This window comes from Cytobacillus gottheilii, assembly GCF_900166665.1.
In the GTDB taxonomy this organism is placed as follows: Bacteria; Bacillota; Bacilli; order Bacillales; family Cytobacillaceae; genus Cytobacillus; species Cytobacillus gottheilii_A.
Genome location: NZ_LT800494.1, coordinates 3,308,061 through 3,330,437 on the forward strand (window position 1 = coordinate 3,308,061; position 22,377 = coordinate 3,330,437).

The 22,377-nt window shown below is 39.7% G+C and carries 19 protein-coding genes; 4 read left to right on the plus strand and 15 right to left on the minus strand.

Annotated elements, in window-relative coordinates; genetic code table 11:
* Positions 1–243: 243 nt before the first annotated feature.
* Positions 244–2,229, minus strand: a complete 1,986-nt coding sequence (locus tag B7E07_RS16195; RefSeq protein WP_080847409.1) for a S9 family peptidase — start codon at positions 2,227–2,229, stop codon at positions 244–246.
* Between the two features lie 230 nt (positions 2,230–2,459).
* On the opposite strand from B7E07_RS16195, the gene B7E07_RS16200 reads away from it, so the two are divergent.
* The gene (locus tag B7E07_RS16200) at positions 2,460–2,858 is read left to right on the plus strand and encodes a hypothetical protein (RefSeq protein WP_080847413.1); all 399 of its coding nucleotides are present in this window, start codon (positions 2,460–2,462) and stop codon (positions 2,856–2,858) included.
* Between the two features lie 90 nt (positions 2,859–2,948).
* Here B7E07_RS16200 and B7E07_RS16205 read toward each other — a convergent pair whose 3' ends face one another.
* Entirely contained in the window at positions 2,949–3,506 is a 558-nt protein-coding gene (locus tag B7E07_RS16205) for a competence protein ComK (RefSeq protein WP_080847414.1), read from the minus strand.
* A gap of 183 nt (positions 3,507–3,689) precedes the next feature.
* Between B7E07_RS16205 and B7E07_RS16210 the strand changes: the two genes are divergently transcribed.
* A complete protein-coding gene (locus B7E07_RS16210; RefSeq protein ID WP_257391473.1) occupies positions 3,690–3,935 on the plus strand; it encodes an IDEAL domain-containing protein in 246 nt (81 codons plus the stop codon).
* Between the two features lie 51 nt (positions 3,936–3,986).
* Here B7E07_RS16210 and B7E07_RS16215 read toward each other — a convergent pair whose 3' ends face one another.
* The 3 genes from B7E07_RS16215 to B7E07_RS16225 all read right to left on the minus strand — a co-directional run bounded on the left by B7E07_RS16215 (position 3,987) and on the right by B7E07_RS16225 (position 6,426).
* Positions 3,987–5,279 carry a M48 family metallopeptidase gene (locus tag B7E07_RS16215; RefSeq protein WP_080847416.1) on the minus strand — a complete coding sequence of 431 codons (1,293 nt, stop codon included), beginning with the start codon at positions 5,277–5,279 and terminating at the stop codon, positions 3,987–3,989.
* Positions 5,280–5,396: 117 nt separating this feature from the next.
* Complete coding sequence (locus tag B7E07_RS16220; protein WP_080847419.1) at positions 5,397–5,702, minus strand: AzlD domain-containing protein; 306 nt, start codon at positions 5,700–5,702, stop codon at positions 5,397–5,399.
* Positions 5,695–6,426, minus strand: a complete 732-nt coding sequence (locus tag B7E07_RS16225; RefSeq protein ID WP_080847421.1) for an AzlC family ABC transporter permease — start codon at positions 6,424–6,426, stop codon at positions 5,695–5,697. The genes B7E07_RS16220 and B7E07_RS16225 overlap by 8 nt, the downstream gene beginning before the upstream one ends.
* 144 nt (positions 6,427–6,570) lie before the next feature.
* On the opposite strand from B7E07_RS16225, the gene B7E07_RS16230 reads away from it, so the two are divergent.
* On the plus strand, positions 6,571–7,122 hold the full coding sequence (locus tag B7E07_RS16230) for a helix-turn-helix domain-containing protein (RefSeq protein WP_080847424.1): 552 nt from the start codon (positions 6,571–6,573) through the stop codon (positions 7,120–7,122).
* 70 nt (positions 7,123–7,192) lie between these two features.
* Here the strand turns inward: B7E07_RS16230 and B7E07_RS16235 are convergent, their stop codons facing one another.
* From B7E07_RS16235 to B7E07_RS16275, 9 genes are all read right to left on the minus strand, one after another.
* Positions 7,193–7,987, minus strand: a complete 795-nt coding sequence (locus B7E07_RS16235; protein ID WP_080847427.1) for an ABC transporter ATP-binding protein — start codon at positions 7,985–7,987, stop codon at positions 7,193–7,195.
* Entirely contained in the window at positions 7,962–8,969 is a 1,008-nt protein-coding gene (locus B7E07_RS16240) for an ABC transporter permease (protein WP_080847430.1), read from the minus strand. Before B7E07_RS16240 ends, B7E07_RS16235 begins: the two co-directional genes overlap by 26 nt.
* A gap of 28 nt (positions 8,970–8,997) precedes the next feature.
* Positions 8,998–9,987, minus strand: coding sequence for an ABC transporter substrate-binding protein (locus B7E07_RS16245; protein WP_080847433.1), 990 nt, complete (start codon positions 9,985–9,987; stop codon positions 8,998–9,000).
* A gap of 593 nt (positions 9,988–10,580) precedes the next feature.
* Entirely contained in the window at positions 10,581–11,360 is a 780-nt protein-coding gene (locus tag B7E07_RS16250; protein ID WP_080847436.1) for an enoyl-CoA hydratase-related protein, read from the minus strand.
* Between the two features lie 143 nt (positions 11,361–11,503).
* The gene (locus B7E07_RS16255) at positions 11,504–13,057 is read right to left on the minus strand and encodes a fatty acid--CoA ligase family protein (protein ID WP_080847439.1); all 1,554 of its coding nucleotides are present in this window, start codon (positions 13,055–13,057) and stop codon (positions 11,504–11,506) included.
* A gap of 150 nt (positions 13,058–13,207) precedes the next feature.
* Entirely contained in the window at positions 13,208–14,197 is a 990-nt protein-coding gene (locus B7E07_RS16260; protein WP_080847441.1) for a lipoate--protein ligase, read from the minus strand.
* A gap of 13 nt (positions 14,198–14,210) precedes the next feature.
* Positions 14,211–14,945 carry an MBL fold metallo-hydrolase gene (locus B7E07_RS16265; protein ID WP_080847444.1) on the minus strand — a complete coding sequence of 245 codons (735 nt, stop codon included), beginning with the start codon at positions 14,943–14,945 and terminating at the stop codon, positions 14,211–14,213.
* Between the two features lie 260 nt (positions 14,946–15,205).
* Positions 15,206–17,374, minus strand: coding sequence for a YhgE/Pip domain-containing protein (locus B7E07_RS16270; RefSeq protein ID WP_080847445.1), 2,169 nt, complete (start codon positions 17,372–17,374; stop codon positions 15,206–15,208).
* Between the two features lie 70 nt (positions 17,375–17,444).
* The gene (locus B7E07_RS16275; protein WP_080847448.1) at positions 17,445–18,017 is read right to left on the minus strand and encodes a TetR/AcrR family transcriptional regulator; all 573 of its coding nucleotides are present in this window, start codon (positions 18,015–18,017) and stop codon (positions 17,445–17,447) included.
* 451 nt (positions 18,018–18,468) lie between these two features.
* On the opposite strand from B7E07_RS16275, the gene B7E07_RS16280 reads away from it, so the two are divergent.
* On the plus strand, positions 18,469–20,574 hold the full coding sequence (locus B7E07_RS16280) for a methyl-accepting chemotaxis protein (protein ID WP_080847452.1): 2,106 nt from the start codon (positions 18,469–18,471) through the stop codon (positions 20,572–20,574).
* 363 nt (positions 20,575–20,937) lie between these two features.
* On the opposite strand, the gene hemY is transcribed toward B7E07_RS16280, so the two are convergent.
* Complete coding sequence (gene hemY, locus B7E07_RS16285) at positions 20,938–22,374, minus strand: protoporphyrinogen oxidase (protein ID WP_080847455.1); 1,437 nt, start codon at positions 22,372–22,374, stop codon at positions 20,938–20,940.
* Positions 22,375–22,377 lie beyond the last annotated feature (3 nt).

Consider the following 22,377-nt stretch of genomic DNA (forward strand, 5'->3'; position numbering starts at 1 on the left):
TGCGCTGCGGACCCTCGCTTTCCGTGGGGAGGAAGCTGAGCCTCCTCGGAGCAAGCTCCTGCGGGGTCTCACCTTTTCCTCTATTGCCCACAGGAGTCGAGGGTCCTCCGCTCCATTTCACTCATGCTAATAAAACACATTTTATAATCGTAAAAAAACCGAATGATTAGAAAGATGACTTCCTAACCATTCGGTTCTATGAGAGTGTTAAATACTTATGACCCAGCCTCGTTTTTTTCTTTTTTATAAGTAGGCATTAAACCAACCTGTAATATAGTTTAGTCTGTCTATTCTCAAGTTTGGCTTTCCGCTTCTCGATAGTTCATGATTGGCTTCCGGGAAACGGATGAATTTCGTTTCTTTCTTCCGATGCTTCAGGGCAATAAATAATTGCTCCGCCTGCTCAATTGGACAGCGATAATCCTTTTCACCATGCAAAATAAGCAGTGGTGTTTCTATGTTATTCACATAAGCAAGCGGGGAATGCTTCCATAGCTTCTCTATATCATTCAAGTCCGCCTGAATTTGCCAGTCTGTGAAATAATAACCGATATCACTTACTCCATAGAAGCTGATCCAATTGGATATTGATCTCTGCGTAACAGCTGCTTTAAAGCGATTTGTATGACCAACAATCCAGTTTGTCATAAAGCCGCCATAGCTGCCTCCGGTAACTCCGAGACGATCACTGTCAATAAAGTCATAATTAGCCAGCACATGATCAACTGCTTCCATAATATCTTCGTAGTCCTTGCCGCCATAATCTCCTCTTACAGCATCTACGAATTTCTGGCCATACCCGTGGCTACCGCGCGGGTTAATAAATAAGACAGCATTTCCTTCTGCTGTAAGACATTGAAACTCGTGAAAATACGAATTAGCGTACATTGCATGTGGTCCGCCATGAATCTCCACGACTAGAGGGAGCTTATCTCCTTCTTTATATCCTGCCGGCTTCATGAGCCAGCCATGAATATCCCAATCATCTGAAGACTTAAACTGCAGCGGCTCTGCGTCTGCTAACTCAACTTCCTGTAAGAACTCGGCATTGACACTTGTCAGTCTTTTTAATTCACCGGTTGATATCGTTAAATAAAATAGGTCACCAGGCTCTGATGGTTTGCTGATGGCAACTACTGCTTTATCAAGGCTTCCTCCCGTAGTCAATCCATACACATGCTGACGTTCATGCAGGGTTGGGTACATCTCTCCATCAATTGACCCATAATAAACAGCGGTACTGCCATGATCAGTCGTAATGAAATAAAAGCTGCGGCTATCATCTCCCCAAAGAATTCCAGGGTTAACCGCACCCTGCTGAAAATCACCAATGGCGAAATCGCCAACAAGAGTATCCCATTCCTCCGTAAGACATGTTAATGCCGCTTCTTCCAGATGATATAGCCAGATTTTTGTTAATGTAGCATTTTCATACTCACGCGTATGCCCTGTCATCCCTAAATATTTTCCATCTGGCGAATACGAAATATTTCCAAAAAAGCCTGTACCATTAGTTAAATTCTTCAATTCCTTAGAAGACATATCTAACAGAAAAACGTCATTTTGAAATGAAAAATCTTTATCCTCGGCTAAATCTGCCGTCACTACCATTGTTTGTCCATCAGGCGACCAGCAGTGCACATGATAATCATATTGTCCTGAAGTTACTACTTCAACCTCACCAGTCTCAACAGCTACAACAGCTGCATATTTATATTTGCCATCCCAAAAGGCAGCAGCATCCGACTTATGCTTCATCACATCAATTTCTAGAGGAGCCGGTTTCTCCTCTTTATCTTTATCAGGCTGATCTGAAACAGACTCTCCTTCTTTTAAAGAAGTAGTAAAAGCAATTTTTGTGCCGTCTGGCGACCAGATTGGATTGGATGCACCGTGCAGGCATGAGGTCAGCTGACGGGCTTCACCACCATCTTTATTCAATATGTATATTTGTGATTTGCCATCACGATCAGACACAAAAGCAATGCTTTTCCCATCTGGAGACCAGCGCGCTGAATGATTTCTGGCTTTTCCGAATGTCCATTGCACTTCTATTCCCTGCTCTGTATTCAAATAATAAATATTAGAGCAGTATCCGTTTTTCTCTTCGCTGGCAATTGTTTGTGTGTAAACAAGATCACTGCCATTAGCAGCAAGCTGAGGATCCACAACCGACTTTAAGTTATATAAATCCTCAGCCTTTATTGCACGCAATTGCTTCTTTTCCATCTTTTCATCCCCTTATTAAATATTCCACCTTCAATATTTCGACATCTGAAATAAATACCCTTCTTATTTCTACAATTTTTTTCAATGAGCTACACATATTAAGAATAGAGGCGGTTCCCGATCATCACAAAATAAGAAGTGATTTTTTGGAAACAGTTGCGATGTAAAAAAATCCGTTGTAGAATAAAAAGAGAACAAATGTTCTATACCAAGTGAGGGAGCAGGAAAAAATGACGAGAATTCCAGAAGCAGATCGGGACATCATGGAGCAAGCCATCTATTTGCCGATGGTTTTAACTATTTTAAATCGCGATCTTCAAGTCATCCAAAAAAGCCCTTTTAAATTAAAACAGCCTTATTTGAATTTAGTGGAAGAAACCCTGAAGGCAATTCAGAGGGAACTTGCAGAGGTAAAAAAGTATATGAGCAATAACCGCCTGAAAGTAGAACAGATTAAAAGCGATGATGCGTTCACCATGTTTATGTTTCTTTACAAAGGCTATGAAGAACATCACAATTACTTTAATCCGCGAATCCGCAATAAAGTTCAGGAGCTCCTTGAATATTATTTATTTAAAAGATACATTATTCAGCTAAAGATATCCGACCGAACACGCTCTGAAGCATAATTTTTTAAACAAGTGAGGAAACAGATTTATAATTTCAAAAAGCCAGCAGTCCCAAGGTGATTTCCATGACCTCACCTGCTAAAACCACGATTAATCGCGTTCTTTCCTTAGCTGTTTTTTATATGATGACCTTCTAGGCCTCTTTTCGCTTACAAAAAAAAGCGTTTTTCTTTCCGATTCTTCAATTCTGCGCATTAAGGTTGTTTTTAATACTGCTGTTCGCATGATCTGATTTCTAAACGTATTGTACGAAACAGGCAGCCTGAGACTTAGCTGATTCTTAAACGTAATCTCTGTTTCTCCATCCTCCGTGCGCTTATGGGAATAAATATGCTCAGCAGAAATCCATGTGCATCCATTTTTTGTAGCAGATGAGGTAGGGAAAAAATAAAGATAATTTGTGGAGTCAATGGTGATTGGAAGCTTATGAGTGTATCCAGTCAATTGCTTAGTGCCTTCCCTGCGTCCTTCATAGCTTGATCCAAAAAACCTGCAGCCTTCCTTGATAATATCCAATGGTTTAAAAGGGGAAGTCATTTCATCATCCAATTCAATAATATGGGAGTATATTTTACTGCCATATGGAATTGGGCGAATAATCATGGTGTTAGGGTTGATCTCATATTCGTCAATAATTGTCTTTGACATTCTTTTCAGCTCCTTTTACATAATCTCCCTTCAAGTATAACGAAATGTACAGGTTATGAAATTAAATTGTGCCAATATTCCTAAAATGTTCACAATTATACCCCTGAATAAATATTTTCTAAAAATTCAAAATAAAATGATTGCACATGCCCTTCTTACATACACTATTAAAAAGCAGCTGAGGTGATTTTCTTGAAAGAACATTCAAACACCGAACTGACAAAAGCCCGTATGATGAAGAGAAAAAGATTGAAGGAAGATTTTGTTTTAGATCTCTATCTTGACATGCTCGTGTATGAAGCTACATTACTGCAGAAAAAAGAAACCTTATTGAAAAAGATTGACAATGCCATCGATCAGCATGATAAGCAGCAATTTATGTCGTTAGCAAACGAATATAAGGAACTCACAAAACAATTTGGAACATAATTGAAAAACCTCTCCTAACTTTGGAGAGGTTTTTCATTAGAAGCGAGCAGATCATTGACCCTGCTCGCTTTTTTCTTGATTTCTTTTTTCAATTGCATATTCCTCCAGCATAGAAATTCTCTCTAGCATGGTTGGATGTCCATAGCGGAAAATCTTTACTAAAAGCGGCGGGTTCACTTGACTTCGTCCTGCACGAGTCAGCTCTTGAAAAGTACCTATGGCAGCATCCGCGTTTTCAGTCATTTCAATTGCATAAGTATCTGCCCGTGTCTCCTGATACCGGGAAACCAGATTCTCAAAAGGACTTGCCACAAAAAGCAGCATTGAAATAATCATCAAAAACAACGGAAAAGAGCGAATATCATCAACCGCTGGAATTCTCAGCGCTTTGCCAAAACGAGCAACAACCGCTTCCATTATTTTTGCAGCTAAAAACAAACCAATTAAGGTGAGCAGCAAATAACCCGCGATACCAATATAAATATGCTTTTCCACATAATGGGCCATTTCATGTGCCATGATAAAGAGAATTTGGTCATCATCCAGTCTGTTTAAGGTCGTATCCCAAAGCACGATTCTGGAGTTAGAGCCAATACCCGTCACATACGCATTCAGAGCATTTGTTTTCTCAGCCATATTTACTTCAAACACGTGCTCAGCAGGTATGTTCGCCTGATCAGCAAGGTTTAATATCTTCTCTTCAAGTTCTTGGTTTTTTAACGGATAAAAGTCATTGTAGAGCGGGTCAATGATTACCGGCTGTAAAAACATAATAAATAATGAAAACGGCACGGATAGGAGCCATGCATAAAGCCACCAGCGTTTAATGCTTTTTTTCATTAGCCAATATAGAACGGCTGCAATGATCGCTATTGTGCCAAAATTAATCCAGAAATCGATTAACTCATCCTTCATCCAGCTGCTGAAGCTTTGTGTTGAAATATTATATGTTTTAGATAAGGAATAGCTGATATAGCTTAAAGGCAATGTTGCTGCAAATGCAATAAACGAAAGCCATGCCACATATATAACGGTTTGTACAAATTTATAAGTTGAAGATTGCTCTGCCCATTTTTTAAAAACGCCCGAAAGACCGAATAATAAGATAAATAGGTAAAGCAGCCATTCAAATGGCGTAGACAAAAAGAAGAGCAGATTTCTAATCTTTGAATATTCCTCACTCAGCATCAGCTCTCTGCCATTTAAAAATGTCGCAGGGTCTGCGCGCGAACCTTCATATTCAAACGGAAGACTTGCATCCGCAAAATAAAATAAATACCAATAAAAAAATAACCCATATAAACAATAGGCTAAAATCCCATATAAGCCAATTTTCCTTGCCATCTCATCCCCCCTTGTACAAACTTGTCCTTATTAGTGTAGTATAAATCACAAAAATTAGAACTGCTAATTTGGACAATTTGAAGATGAGATGACGATAAGGAAATACGAGTAGAAAAACTAAATTAAATAAGAGTAAACCGCTAAACATGCAATCGATCCTAGCACCACAAAAATAACATTTACCCCTATATACGCTAATAAAAAGGCCGCACAGGCTCCAAGCAGACCAAACCAAATATCTTCCCCGATAAATAAAACCCCCGGAAAAATTAATGCTCCCAGGGTGGCATATGGAACATTTTTCAAGACCCCTTGAACAAAGGCAGGAAGCTCTGCTCCTTTAAAGAGAATAAAAGGAAGCAGCCGCGGAAGGTATGTAACCACTCCCATTCCAATGATCATCCACATGATTTCACTATTCACTGGACTTCCCGCCTCCTTCTCTTATATATTGTACAGCCTCAACCACTACAGCTGAGATCAGCGTAGCCGCGACAATTGACCAGCCCGTCGATAAACTTTCCGTTACAGTAAAAATACTGTTCAGGCACGCCGATGTGGCAGCAAGAATGACAACCTTTACTCCTTTTTTCATCGAAGGAACGAGCAGTCCAATAAACATGGCATAAAGAGCAACCGACATACTGTCCTGTAAAACACCTGGAATACTCGCTCCAATGACATGGCCTACTCCCGAAAATACAACCCAGCTTGCATAAGCGATTAGATTAACACCAAGCATGTAGCCTGCCGAAATGCTCCCTTCCTTGACAGCTGCGATCGAAAAGGTTTCATCCGTGATGCCAAACGAATAAACAGCTTTTGAGAAGGTAGAATCATTATCCGCTTTTTCATTTAATGCTGCGGACATCAAAAAATGTCTGATATTCACAATAAAAGTTGTCGTAATGATCTCAAAGATACTCGTTCCTAAAGTAAGCATGGTCAGCGACATATATTGAGAAGCCCCAGCAAATACAACCATACTCATCATAACGGTTTCAACAAGAGTTAACCCAGTCGACTTAGCTAATAACCCAAATGTTAAAGCAATCGGTGCATAGCCGATTGCAATCGACAGCCCTGAATGCAGCCCTCTTTTAAAATCAGAAGGAGAAGTCTGTTCTTTCATTGCAATTTCAGTCATACCGTAACCACCTTAATCGAAAAAGTGTAAACGCAAATAGAGTGCTCTTTTCACTAAATCATTTATAATGAATATACTTATTCATACTTTTCCATTATATTATACATATGTGCGTTTTATCAGACAACCATATTGGAGGTAAATATGGAGAATATTCAAAAAAACATTGGAAGCAACTTAAAGGATATAAGACGATTGCGCGGACTTTCATTAGATGGATGTTCAGCCCTAACAGGCGTAAGTAAAGCGATGTTAGGACAAATTGAGCGCGGAGAATCAAACCCAACAGTAACAACATTATGGAAAATAGCCAAAGGACTGCAAATATCATTTTCCTCCCTCATAAAAGAAGATCCCTCTACGATCCAGATGATTGAATTAATGTCCATCGACCCCGTGGTGGAAGAGGATGGAAACTATCGGGTTTATACAGTATTCCCTTTTGATCCCCGCAGAAAGTTTGAAGTATTTACAATTGAATTAGAATCTGGATACACTCACACTTCCCAAGAACATACAAAAGGCGTAGAAGAGTATATAACTGTCATGTCCGGGGTACTTGAACTTGATGTAAACGGACAAATTTTCACCATATATAAAGGAAATTCTATTAAATTTGTCGCAGATCAGCATCATGCATATAAAAACTCCGGGAATGAAGTCACTCGCTTTCAGGCTATTATGTATTACCCCTAAGCACCCTTTTATCCATGCAAAGGCAGGATCACCTAGTAGAAGCTGATCCTGCCTTTTTATGAACATATCATTAAATTAATATAGCCTGGTCATTTGTTAACTGTTCACCGCGAATGCGCTGGAATTCTTCTAGCAGACTTGTAACAGTCAGCCCTTGCTTTTGCTCTTCAGTAGCTTCCATAATAATTTGGCCTTTATCCATCATAATCAGTTTATTTCCAAGATCAAGTGCCTGCTGCATATTATGGGTCACCATTAAGGTCGTAAGTCCAAAATTGGCCACAATGGTTTTCGTCAGTTCTGTAATCAGTTCGGCTCTTGAAGGATCAAGTGCAGCCGTATGCTCATCCAGCAGCAAAATTTTCGGTTCAGTAAAAGTCGCCATTAATAAGGACAATGCTTGACGTTCTCCTCCTGATAAAAGACCAACCTTTGCCTGCAGGCGATTCTCCAATCCTAAGTGAAGCATTTCAAGCTTTTCCTGAAAGAAACTGCGTCTGTTCTTTGCTACTCCCATTTTCAATCCGCGCCGGTGTGTTCTCGTATATGCAATAGCCAGGTTTTCTTCAATCGTCATGGAAGGAGCTGTGCCAGCCATAGGATCCTGAAAGACTCTTCCGATAAGCTCTGAACGTTTATGTTCTTTCCAAAACGTTACATCACTTTCAGCGATCCTGACTTCCCCAACATCGGGTATCATTTTTCCAGAGATTACATTCATCAATGTAGACTTGCCTGCACCATTGCTGCCAATGACGGTCATAAAGTCACCAGGTGCAAGATGAAGATTGAGATTTTTGAGCGCCGTCTTCTCGTCCGCGGTTCCCTCATTAAACACTTTATGAATCTGTTTTAGCTGCAGCAAGCTGTTCACCACTCTTTTCCATCATGTTTCTGCTTACCTCTGCCATTCTTCTTTTACGCCGCTGCCTTTCACGCTGATTTTCAATCAGCTTCGGAACGACAAGGGCACCAATAACAATTAAAGCAGTAATAAGCTTCATATCTCCTGTATCTAGAAACTCAACACGAAGTGCCAGCGTTACAATAATTCGATAAAGGATTGCTCCTCCAATGATGGCAAGTGTTGCTCTCACAATCGTTTTTGCACCAAAGACCGCTTCGCCAATAATGACCGATGCAAGCCCAATCACAATCATGCCGATTCCCATGCCAATATCACTGAAGCCATTATATTGGGCAATTAATCCTCCAGAAAGGGCAACGAGTGCATTGGATAATCCAAGGCCAAGCACCTTCAATAAATCTGTATTGGCTGAGAAGCTGCGAATCATTGTTTCATTATCTCCTGCCGCCCGAATGGCCAACCCGATATCTGTTTTTAAGAACCAGTCAATCAGGAATTTAAACAAAAAGGCAAGCAGCAGCATCAGGATAATAATTCCCCATGTTTTTGGAATAAATCCTGGCATCATACTCTCCAAAAACTCATCAATCCCTAAGCTTTTCCAGAATGAAGTAAGCTTTGTCATCATCGTTTCTTCAGATAGTAAAGGTATATTTGATTTCCCCATTATTCTTAAGTTAATTGAATATAAGGCAATCATCATAAGAATCCCTGATAATAAAGGATTGATTTTTCCTTTAGTATGAAGCAGACCCGTTAAGCAGCCTGCCAGAAAACCGCTGAGCATGGCTGCGGCAGTGGCGATAAATGGATTCACTCCTCCGACGATCAGCACCGCAGCCACAGCTGCACCAGTCACAAAGCTGCCATCGACCGTTAAATCGGGAAAATCAAGGATTCTAAATGATAAATACACGCCCAATGCCATTAAGGCATATATCGCACCTGCCTCTATAGAGTTAAAAATTGCAATAGGCATACAAGCTCTTCCTTTCTATTTGCCGCTATTATTCTTCAAACTCCGCAATCTCTTCCCATTCTGTCTTTAGTTCTACACCCATTTCAGCTGCAGCATTTTTATTGATTAATAGCTTTAGATTTTGAGGATATTGAACAGGAAGCTCTGAAGGCTGTTTTTCTCCCTTTAATACTTGTGCTGCCATGATGCCTGCTTCATAGCCAATATCATCATAATTAAATCCATATGCTGCAAAGCCCCCGCGGCTGACAGAATCTAATTCTCCTACAAACAAGGGCAGGTCTTCATCATTTGCGACTTGGATAACAGACTCAAGCGCTGAAACAACGGTATTATCTGTAATAATATAAATCATATCTGCTTTACCAATTAGAGATTCGGCAGCTTGCTTTACTTCTGAGGAATTTGAAACCGTCGCTTCTACAAGTGATAAATCTGTAGACTTCATCGCTTCCTTTACAAGGTCAATTTGCGCTACGGAATTTTGTTCACCAGCATTATAAACGACTCCAACACTGTTACCGTCGATCTCTTCATCCATAAACTTCACTGTATTCGGTATAGCATCTGGATGATTATCGATCGTACCTGTAATATTTTCACCTGGCTCATCCACTGACTTGACCAGCTCCGCCCCGACAGGATCTGTAACAGATGTAAAGATAATCGGAATATCACTTGTCGCATTCAGAGCACTTAAAGCACTTGGCGTTGAATTAGCAAAAATCAAATCCACACCATCTCCAACAAAATTGTTTGCAATGGTTTGATTATTATTTTGATCTCCCTGTGCAATTTGCACATCATATTCAACTTCAAGACCTTCCTCTTCCAGCGCCTTTTTAAATCCTTCAAAGGCAGCATCCAATGACGGGTGTTCGACCAATTGTGTTACACCGATTTTATAAGTATCCTCACCGTTGCCAGTACCATTTGCTTCATCACCGCTTGCAGAGCTTCCGCAGCCGCTAAGCAGCAGCATACTTAATAACCCTGCACTATAAATTAATTTTTTCATTTCTTGTTCCCCCTCTACTTTAACGCTTTTATGCTTTTATTCACTAAATTATAAAGCTGCTTTATAACAAATTCAAGGGATTTTTTATAATTGAGGGATAATTTTGAAATTTATGTGTCAGGATTGGTTATTTAACATGATGTTACGGCGTATTAGGGAGAGTGACATAGACTGAGGAAGTATATTCGATGAAAAGTGGGGATTTAAGTGAAATTTTAATTAAATAGTGGGTTTATTATTAAAAATATGCCGTTTTCTAATCCTTAAATTAGGAGATTCCCTTTTAGATTGAAGTAATCAAAGCAAATTTATTGCGATCCTATCAAAATTTTCGAGTTTCCTATCAAAATTATTGGTTTTCCTATCAAACTTCCCCGCTTTCCTATCAAACTTCCCCGCTTTCCTATCAAAATAAAAGCTTTTCCTATCAAATTTGCGAGGTTTCCTATTAAATACTATTTCCCCCTTAATTAAGCTGGATAATACTCTCTTTTAAATGAGCAGCAACCTCCTACTCCTCCGCTTCTATCTTTATATCTTTTAAAAAGAAAAAGATCATACGCCCAAGTATGATCTTAACGACAATCACTTTATTACTCCCCTCTAAAAACAGGTGCTCTTTTTTCCGCGAATGCCCCCAATGCTTCTACCCTGTCTTTTGTAGGAATCGTTACTTCATATGCTTTTCTCTCTATATGTAATCCCGTTTGCAGATCCGCATTCATGCCTTGTTTAATTGCAAATTTTGCCTGCTGAAGGGCAATCGGGCCGTTTTTGAGTAAGAGCCCAGCAAAGGCATGGCATTCATCTAATAACTGCTGCGGCTTTTCGGATACCCCTGTCATTAGTCCCCATTCCAGTGCTTCTTCTGCCAAAAATCGCTTCGCCGTTAAAATAAGTTCAAGTGCTTTTGCTTCTCCAATAATCCGCGGAAGCCTTTGTGTCCCGCCTGCCCCTGGAATGATCCCTAGACTAGTCTCTGTTAATCCCATTTTGGCATCTCTCACAGCAAATCGAAAATCACATGATAAAGCCATTTCCATGCCGCCTCCGAAGGCAAAACCATTAATCGCTGCAATCGTAGGCTGCGGAAGTGTGTCAATTGCTGTAAACACCTCTCCAATCTTGTAAATATTTCGGCGTACTTCCTCCTGTGATAATGTTTTGCGCTCTTTTAAATCAGCGCCTACACTAAATGACTTTTCTCCCGCTCCCGTAAAAATAACGGCTCTGACATCCTTATCTACCCGGATTCCTTCTATTACATTTTGAAGTTCATTTAGCATTTCATAATTAAAGGCATTTAAAGAATCTGGACGATTTAAATGGATAACACTAAGAAAATTAACCTTTTCTACTAAAATACTACTCATAACGGCCCCTCCTCTATACATCTATATAAATACAATTCAATAACAACAGATGTAAACCCTTTCAATTATAGTAATCTAATAAAAAAACCGCTATAAAGCTCATGCAGGAATCACATAAACCTTCAAGCGGTCTGCTCGGCATATTATTTTTCTGCCAGTTGATTTCGTAAAGCTCTGCGCAGAATTTTTCCGGTCGTATTTTTCGGCAGCTCCTCAATAAATTCAATCGAAGTGGGTACTTTATATTTTGCCAGATGCGCACCGCAGTAACTCAACAGGTCTGCTTCGGTTAGCTGCGTATTTTTGCTGACAATAAAACAGTGCACCGCTTCACCTAAATTAGCATCAGGTATACCAAGAACTGCTGTTTCAATCACATCTGGATGATCGTATAAAACTTCCTCTACTTCCCGCGGATATACATTGTAGCCGCCGACAATAATCATATCCTTTTTGCGATCAACAATATAAAAATATCCTTCATCATCCTGTCTGGCTAAATCTCCTGTATACAGCCACTCTTCCCGAAGAGCCGCTGCAGTATCTTCTGGTGCTTTATAATAGCCCTTCATAACATTGGGACCCCGGACGATTAATTCACCGACCTCACCAGGCTTAACTTCTTCTCCAAGTTCATTAACAATCTTATTCTCAACATCAATGATGGACTGTCCAATCGATCCAGGCTTTCTCGGGGAATCTAACGGATTAAAGCAGGTCACTGGAGAAGCCTCAGATAATCCGTAGCCCTCCGAGATCACAACATTAAATTTCTTTTCAAAGCTGGTTAATAGGGCTACAGGCATAGATGCACCGCCGGAAATACAAAGACGCAGGCTTTCTAGCGCAGAAGCTTCGCCTTCTTCATACTGAAGCAGAAAATTGTACATCGTCGGCACCCCTGCAAAAACAGTCGGCTTATATTCCTTCGCCAGCTTAAAGATTTCTTTTGGACTAAACTTTGGATCAATTAAAATGGTTGCTCCATTCAAGAGGGGAGCATTTAATGCAACGGTTAAACAAAACACATGAAACATTGGCAGAGTGGTGATCACAATATCATTTTCATTCATATGAAGAAAATCACTCACGCTTTTGGCGTTGCTGTATAAATTACCATGTGTTAGCATCGCACCCTTAGGTTTGCCTGTTGTTCCAGAGGTATATAAAATAACCGCTACTTCATCATCTTCAATATCAGGACCTTGAAAGTGATGATTTCCTGCCGAAAGCATACTTGTAAACGATTTCATTTTACTAGACTGTGTTATGGAAGAGTCAGCTTGTTGGGCTGCCTGTCCACCCGGTGTTTCACATACGATAAAATGTTCAACCGTCGGCAGCGACTGATGCATTTTTTCGGCAAGCGGTACAAGTAAATCAAGCATAATTACAACCTTCGCATCGCCGTTATTCACAATATAAGCAATTTCATCTGGTGTGTAAATTGGATTAATGGGGATCACAGTAGCCCCAAGTCTAAGCGCTCCATGCAGGGAGATCACAAAATGCGGTGAGTTCCCAAGCAGCAATGCAATATGATCGCCTTGCTTTACCCCTAAATCAGCCAGCGCAGATGCAAACTTTGTAACTGCTCCATCTAATTCACCATATGTGCTGCTTTCTCCCATAAAATAATACGCCGTTCTGCTTCCATTTTTTAAAGCTGTCTCATGCAATTGCTTTGTCAGATTCATCCTTTCATCCCCTTTGTATGACGAAATGAATGAATAGTCATTCATTTCATAATTAAAAATTTTCTAAATTTATTATATTAAAAGATCTTTCCTGCCGCAATAGATGGAGCAAAAAAGAAGTGCAAAATACGCACTTCTCTCTGTCTTCCATCAATATATTAATTGTAAAAAGTCTTCCATCGTAATATTTCCAAAATAATGCTTGATGTCTGTCCCTTTTAAAGCTTCTTCAATCGCAGCTCTTTCATAGCGCTGACCAGTCAGTTTCTCTTCAATTTCCCCAACATCACCTACACCAAAAAAGTCACCATATATTTTGCATTCTTCAACGATGCCTTTATTGACATTTAGTCTGATATCTATTGAACCAACTGGAAAGCGGTGAGAATGCTGCAAATCAAATTTTGGAGATTTCCCATAATTCCAATCCCAGTTTTGGTATCTTTCTTTAGAAAGCTGATGAATTTTTTCCCAATCTTCCTCTGTCAGGACATATTCAGGAATATCGTCAATATCGCCAAAGATATTTTTTAATAGAAGTGTACGGAATTCCTCAATTGTTACCTTTTCATGCAGGAATTCTGAGATATTTGCCACTCTGCTTCGAATCGATTTAATTCCTTTAGATTCTATTTTATCCTTTTTAACTCTTAGGGAGGATACGACATGATCAATCTCAGAATCAAACATTAACGTACCATGACTAAACATTCTGCCTCTAGTAGAAAATTGTGCGTTTCCGGAAATCTTACGGCCCTCAACCGTTAGGTCATTACGACCGCTAAGTTCAGCATTAACGCCAAGCTTTTTTAATGCGTTAACAACAGGTTCGGTAAATTTACGGAAGTTGTGAAAGCTTTCTCCATCGTCTTTTGTAATAAAGCTAAAGTTTAAATTTCCAAGATCATGGTAAACCGCTCCGCCGCCAGAGAGTCTGCGTACGACTGTAATCCCATTCTTTTCAACATACTCTGTGCTGATTTCTTCAATTGTATTTTGGTTTTTTCCAATAATAATGGAAGGAGCATTAATATAAAACAATAAATAAGTTTCATTGATGTCCAAGTTTTTTAACGCGTACTCTTCAATCGCAAGGTTAATTTGCGGATCATTAATGCCTTTGTTATCTATAAATAACATTTCTGTTCACTCCTTATATATGTATGCATTCACCTGTTTTTGCAAGCGATATAGGGCCGTTAAACACTTGCCCAGCCTCTTCAATCAGCATTTCAAGTTTACCATAATGGGGTAAATGAGTTAAGACTAAGTGCCCAGCATTCGCACTATTTGCGAGCTTCCCTCCATCAAAACTATTCATGTGCCCTGCATTTCTGCCATCCTGATCTCCATAAAAATTACACTCAGCCACTAACAAATCCGCATCCTGGCTAAAGCTGGCCAATTCATCCTTGTAGGCAGTATCAGCCGTGTATACCAGCACTTTTCCGCCAGCTTCAATGCGCATGGCATAACAAAGAACAGGATGAACCGTTTCCATAAAGGTAATTTTAAATGGGCCGACAGTTAAAGGCTGATTAGGATTATACTTAATACCTTTTGTAATATTTTTATAAGAGAGCTTTTTAAATTCAGTTCCATCTCCATCATGAGCGTATATAGGCAGCTCCGGCATGTCTTTTCCTAGGAAACCCTGAATTAATCTGGCATGCTGCAGAACACCAATATCTGCATTATGATCAGGATGATAATGAGAAAGAATAACAGCATCCAGTTGTTCCGGCTGAATATATTCCTGCATTTTCGAAAGTACACCGCTGCCGCAATCTACAAGCAGATGAAAACCTTCATGTTCTAAAAGATAGCCAGAGCTTGCTTCGTTCATCTTTGGATAGCCGCCCCAGCAGCCAATAACCGTTAGTTTCATCCGATAACCTCCAAATTAAATTTCTTAATTCCAATATACTTTATCATGTCCATAAATTCACTTTTTTGATATTGGCATATTAAATAAATACTATAGTCTTCAGGAAATTGGCACCTCTCTCTATTAAAACATGTTTCTCAGCAGACTGAAGTGTGTATTCTCACTGCTATAGGCATCAAAAAACCCAAACAATCCGGCAGATCATCACTGAAAGGATCTGCTTAAATGTTCGGGTTTTGGTTTGATAAATATTTATGGTATCAATGTGTTAAGGTTTCTGTTCCTCCGTGCAATCGTTTATATAATAATTGAAAGTACAGCATGCTTCCCATTATGAAGACAATCATATATCCTGCTAAGAAGCTTGCGTTATGCCACATAAAGCTGAAATCTCCGCTAGAAATGACTGCTCTAAAGCCAGCAACAGAATAAGTCATTGGCAGAAGGGCATGAATTGGCTGTAAAACATCTGGAATTAACTCGAGCGGGAATGTCCCTGCACTAGTTGTGAGCTGCAGAATTAAGATGATAATGGCGATAAAGCGGCCAGGATCTCCTAAGCTTGTAACTAGGAATTGGATGATTGCTATATAGGTTAAGCTTGTAATGATCGCAAAAAGAACAAACAAGCCTATATTTTGCACCTCAAGGTTTAATCCAACCAGCATCACAAACGCAGCAATCAGTGCTTGAATCACACCAACACCAGCAATCACGCCAAATTTGCCGATAAACCAGCTGAATGCATTTTTAGGCTCTGCCGCAGGTTCTTTCACCGGAAAAACAATTGTTAGCAATAAGGCACCGACAAATAATCCTAGTGATAAAAAGTAAGGCGTTAAGCCAGTTCCGTAGTTTGGCACATCACTGATGCCATCAGAGTCGAGTTCTACTGGACTCGCCATCATATTAACTGTCTGATCTGTAGCCTGAACCGAACCAGCCTGATCGGCACCTTTAGCTAAACTGTCTGCAAGCTGGCCAGAACCGTCAGACATTTTGGCGTTTCCATCTGCAAGCTTTGTTGAACCGTCCGATAATTTTCTGGTACCATCTGCAAAACTGGCAGATCCATTCGTAAGCTCACCAACACCGCCTGATAATTCACCTGCTCCTTTAGCAAGCTCAGCTGCTCCTGTCTGTGCTTCTGTAAATTTAGCAGCATATTGCTCCATGCCTGCTTGAAAGTCTGAATGTCCTTGCACAAGTGAGTCAGAACCGCTTTTTAAAGCTCCAGACCCTTCTGCCATTTTTTGTACTCCTTGCTGTAATCCTGTTTGACCTTCATGTAAACCCGTTAGTCCAGCAGCAAGCTCGGTCGCACCAGCAGACAAATCGGAAGCAGAGTCTGCAAGCTGTGTTGTTCCAGCTATAAGACTTTCTAAGCTTGATTCTAAAGCAGCTCTTCCAGGAGAATCTTTTGGAAGCTGTGAGATCATTGCCTGCAGATTAGCCTTTAAATCTTTAACACCATTACTTACCTTATCAGCACTAGATTTCCACTGTACTAAAGATGATGATAGTGTTTTCGCACCTGACTCTAATTCTTCTGTGCCGCCTATTAATGCGGGAAGTTTTTCGGCAATAGCATGGATCCCTTCCTCAGTCTGCTGAATACCTGAGGCTAAATCGCTTTGACCGGCTGTTAGCTGTCCTGCTGCTCCTTCAAGCTGTTTATGTCCTTCCTCCAGCTGCTGCAGGCCGCTGGCCAAATTCTCGGCACCATTTGCAACCTCTTTTGAACCATTATTGATTTCACCTACTCCATTATTAAATACAATGGATTTTTCTGCTAATGTGACTAGATTCTTATGAAGTTCTCCTGACCCCGTTTTTAATTCTTTGGCAGCTGCATCAAGCTCAGCTGCACCATCACTTGCCTCGCCAAGACCGTCAGCAACCTCTGTCATTTTATCAAACATCTTTTCAGCGTACGTTTCCGTAATTTTTTCTGATAGAGAAGATTTAATCTTTTCGATTGCTGAATCTCCTATTTTTCCGGATAAAAAGTTATAGCCTTCGTTTGTAACATATTTTAAACCTAATTTCTTCGGATGATCTTTCAGCAAAGTTGTCGCGTTTTCAGAGAAATCTTGAGGAATCTCAACGAGCAAATAGTATTGTTCATTTTTAAGGTCCTCATAAGCTTTGTCTTTTTCTAGAAAATGAAAGGAAAAATCAGCGCTTTCCTTTAAGTTTTCCACCAGATCATTTCCCAGCTGCAGTTCTTCACCTTCAAAATCAGCACCTTTGTCGTCGTTTACAATTGCAACAGGTAATTGATCTAAATGCCCATATGGATCCCAAAATGCCCAAAGGAACATGCCCGCATATAAGATGGGTATAAATAAAATAGCCATAATTGGAATCAGCACTTTTTTATTGCCGAAAATGGATTTAAGTTCTGCTTTTAGTAAACTTTCCTTCATAGTTGTCCTTCCTCCAGTACTATTGACCGTAATGTTCAATTGGTCATTTTAATAAAAAATGGAGGATTATCTACACAGATAATCCTTTAAATACGTATTGCTCAAATATTTTTGCTATTCTTTCCTTTTCGAGAGGTTCGTGCTCTTTCTCCCAATCAAAAATGAGTGAGACATACAGTTTTAACATGATAAAGGCGGTCAATTCTGGATCACATGCTTGTATCTCACCTTTTTTAATCGCCTCAATCACCTTTTCCTTCACATAATGGATGATGGCATTCTCGAGCCTCGTCATCACCTCTAATACAGCCGGTGTGCCCATTTCCTTTTCTTCCTGAAAGAGTTTAATTGTCAGCTGATGCTCTTTGCGGAATTCGAGAATTTTGTAAAGTGCCCGATGGACATTTTCATGAAAAGGCAGCTCCGGATCAATCGCCTCATCGGCTTCCCTTTTCATTTCAGAAATTAATGTTGAAATGATTTCATCAAAGAGCTCCTCTTTGTTTTTAAAAAAAGTATAAATCGTTCCTTTACCTACATTTGCAATTTTTGCTACCTGATCCATCGTTGTTGCTTTGTAGCCAAATAAAGAAAAGCTCTTTGTTGCACCCTCAATGATTAACCTTTTACGATCAACAGACATTCCTTCACCCCAAAACTGACCAAATGAACAAATTGGTCATTTCAATAGATGTAATTTATCATGAATTCTATTTTATTGCAACTGCCATATTGTTCTTGATGCTAGATGTGAATGATTAACAGTTAAAATCAAAAAAATTCACAAAGTTTAAACTTAAAGTGATTTCGAAAACTTATCTATAAAAAACATTTTCATTACCGATATAGTTAAAGTGATTTAAATTTTCCTTATTTGAATGCCTGTTCTAGTATTTTTACAATGAAAATGATTTTTGGTTCAGAAATTGCCGTGAATAGAAACAAAGCTTTTTGCAACTACAATGGTTTATCCCCTTTCCCTGCAGTAGCATCTTTCACTATTAAACGACATTCTTCTTATTAACAGCCTGCTTTTTCATTTTGATGCTGACATCATTTCATCAACTAGGAATCATCCAGGAGGATCAGACAACATGAAAAAAATATTCAAACCCGTAACTTCCTTAATGAACTCAATGAAGTTTGGAGCAAAGTTTAGCCTTATTGGAGCATTAATAGCTGTTCCGATCATCATTTTGCTGTATTTGTATTTAACAGATATAAATGAACAGCTCACAGCTTCAAAAACACGCCAAATAGGTGCAGAACATAGTGTACAGTTAAAAAATCTGCTTGAAAATGTTCAAAAACATAGAGCACTATCAGTTAGTTTGCTTGAAGGAGACTCTTCTTTCAAAAACCAAATAGAAGAAAAACAATCTGAAATTCATGATGCCTTTCAGGGAATAGAAGAGTATATTCAGAAAAATAGCAGTACCATTCAAGGTGGAGAAGAGTGGGAAATACTGCTTCGTGATTGGGATGAAATCGAATCGTCTCTAGACACACTTACAGCAAATGAAGCTATTGAAGTCCATAATCAATATATTGAATTGCTATTATCACATATCTTAAATTCAGCTGAAGACACAGGATTATTACATGCAGACAGCACACCGGGGTTGAACCTAGCTCAAATTAATGTCAAAACAATCCCACAATTGACGGAAACTTTAGGACAAGTCCGGGCTTATGGACTTTCTGTCATATCTTCTGGTGAAATGACAGCTTCTGATAGGAGTAAGCTTCGATCCTTAGAATCATTGATTCATAAATATGTACAAAACTTACAGCATGAAGTGGAAATGGTCAGCATTGATGAGCAAATGGAATCAGCTTTTAAAGTGCCAAACGAGAAAGTAATCAATGACACGAATAAGCTATTGTCAATTCTTGAACAAGAACTCTTTAATGCAGAAGAGATTTCTATTAGTTCAGAAGAGTTTTATACTGTTTCAACAGAAACGATTGATAAAGCATTTGAACTTGAAGAAGAAAGTATGAATCAAATTGTCAGCAGAGTAAACGGATCGGTTGAAAGCAGAGTAATGAAAATAGCCTTTGTCCTTTCACTAACTATAATTGTGTTTCTCTTGCTGACCTACGTCTTTATAGGATTCTACTTTTCGATTCGCAACAATATCATCAAATTAAGTGAATCGGCTGAAAGGGTTGCAAAAGGGGACTTAACAGAAATAGTTTCTCTGCAAACAAAAGATGAAATGAAGAATATTGAGACTTCCTTCAATGAAATGATCGGCAGCCTTAAGCATCTGGTTATTCAAATTAATGATAGCTCTAATCAAGTTGCTGCTTCATCTGAAGAACTTACAGCAAGCTCTGAACAGACAACGAGTGCAACGGAACATGTTGCCAATACAATTCAGCAAGTCTCAAGCGGTGCTGACAGTCAATTAAGCGGCATCAGCGAAAGTACAAGAGCACTTGAAGAAATTTCAACTGGCGTTCAGCGAATTGCAGAAAACAGCAGCAGCGTTGCTCACTTAACATCCAAAACAAGTGAACATGCAGACGAAGGCGCAAAATCGATTCAACTTAATGTGAGCCAGATGAACAGCATTCAATCATCCGTCATAGAGTCCAGTAAAATCATTAAGGCATTATATGATCGTTCACAGGAAATCGGCAAGATATTAGAAGTGATTAAAGGCATTACCGATCAGACAAACCTGCTTGCCTTAAATGCATCCATTGAAGCAGCAAGAGCTGGTGATCATGGTAAAGGGTTTGCGGTTGTTGCAGAAGAAGTAAGAAGTTTAGCAGAACAGACGCAAAGCTCTTCTTTACAAATTGCTGACCTCATTAAAGGAATGCAAATTGATACAGAAAAATCCGTAGAAATGATGACAGAAGTATCTAGCAACGTAGAATCAGGCATGAGAATAACAAAAGAAACGGAAGAAAAATTTGATCAAATACTAGAGGGAATGAAAGAAATTGCTCCGCAAATAGAAGAAGTTTCGGCTACAGCTCAACAAATGTCTGCCGGTACACAGCAAGTATTAGCAGGTGTAGTGGAGATTGCTAATATTTCAACAGAGAATGCAGCTTCTTCTGACGAAGTCGTTGCATCAACACAAGAGCAATTAGCTTCTATGGAAGAAATCACTACCTCTGCAAATGCATTGACCCAAATGGCAGAAGATTTGCAGGAGCTGGTTAAAACATTTAAGCTTTAAGATTTTTTCAGTGTATAAAGAGGATATGAGAAAGCAACAATAACTATTTTAAACACGAACAATTAGATTTATGTTTAGATGTTAAAACAAAGACCGTTACACTGCGCTGCGGTCCCTCGCTTTCCGCGGGGAGCAAGCTGAGCCTCCTCGTCACTTCGTTCCTGCGGGGTCTCACCCTTTGCTCTGCAGCCCGCTGGAGTCGAGGGGCCTCCGCTCCATTTCACTCAAATTTCCAAATTATATTTAGCAGTAGCAACAAAAAATTGGAATGATTAGAATCTTTTAGTTCTAATCATTCCAATTTATAGTTAACTTAAATACATATGCACACCTTCTAATTATTCCACAAAAAAACAGCCTTTATCAAAAAGCTGCCTTCTGAATTGGGTCATGCAAATATTCTAAAACCTTGCGGACTGCTTCTTCTCCCTGATCTATACAATCAGGCATGCCCAAGCCTTCATAAGAACTTCCCGCAAAGAAAACGCCAGGCATTTTTGCTGACAGCTGTTCTTGTGTACTGCTGACTCGCTTTTTATGACCAACGGTGTATTGCGGCATTGAATCCTTCCATCTTGAAACAACAGAAAATTCAGGTTCCATCGTGATATCCATTGTTTTTCTTAAGTCTTCTAAAACACTTGCAATAATGGCATCATCTGATAAGTCGACGATTGTCTCATCGTTTGCGCGGCCAACATAACATCTGAGCAGCACTTTTCCTTTTGGAGCTGAATGCGGCCATTTTTTATGCGTCCATGTACAAGCTGTTATCGTGTAATCGCTATTTCTCGAAACGACAAATCCGCTGCCGTCTATATCTTTGATGATGGCTTTTTCCGGAAATGCTAACGCAACTGTAGCAACAGAGGTGGAAGGCATTTCTTTAAACTCATCCATTATCTCTGTTTTGTTAAGGATGGCTGCGGCAGCATGATGCGGAACAGCCAAGACAACACTATCAGCGAAAATCTCCACTCCGCCATTCATTGAAACTTTGTAGCCTTTTGAGAGTTTTATTACGTTCTCTGTTCGGAGACCTTTATAGACAGAACCACTTTCAAGCTTTGATTCTATAGCATGAATAAATGATTCTAACCCGGATTTAAATGTTAAAAATGCACCTTGTTTCTCTTCCTTATGCTGCTCCTTTTTTGGAGCTGCTGGCGCTGCTTTTTTCATTCCGAGAATTAAACTTCTATGTTTCTGTTCTACCTGGTAAAACTGAGGAAATGTTGACATTAAGCTTAATTGATCAATGTCCCCAGCATAAATTCCTGATAATAAAGGTTCTATCAGATTTTCTACAACTTCATTCCCAAGCCTTCTGCGGAAAAATCCGCCGAGAGACTGATCAGAAACCGGAGCTGACCGAGGCAGCAGAAAGTCTGCTGCTGCCCGCAGTTTGCCTCCTGGCGAAAAGAGAGCTGTTGTGATAAATGAAGCAATCTCAGTAGGGATACCCATAATAGAGCCTCCTGGCATCGGATGCAGGCGCTCCCGTGCAAGAACAAATGATTTGCCTGATGTGCTTGTAACAAGTTCTTTTTCCAGTCCCACTTCCTCTGCAAGCCGATAAGCACTTCTCTTACGGGCGAGGAAGGAATCCGGACCTCTTTCAATTACATAGCCATCTCTCTTTACGGTATGTACCTTCCCTCCAAGGCGATGTGTTGCTTCAATCAGCTTTACATCAAGGGACTTTCCTGATTCCTTTGCAGACTTCTGCAAATAGTAAGCAGTTGCCAAACCAGTTATGCCGCCTCCAATAATAACCACCTTGTGATTGTCTCCCTGCACGAT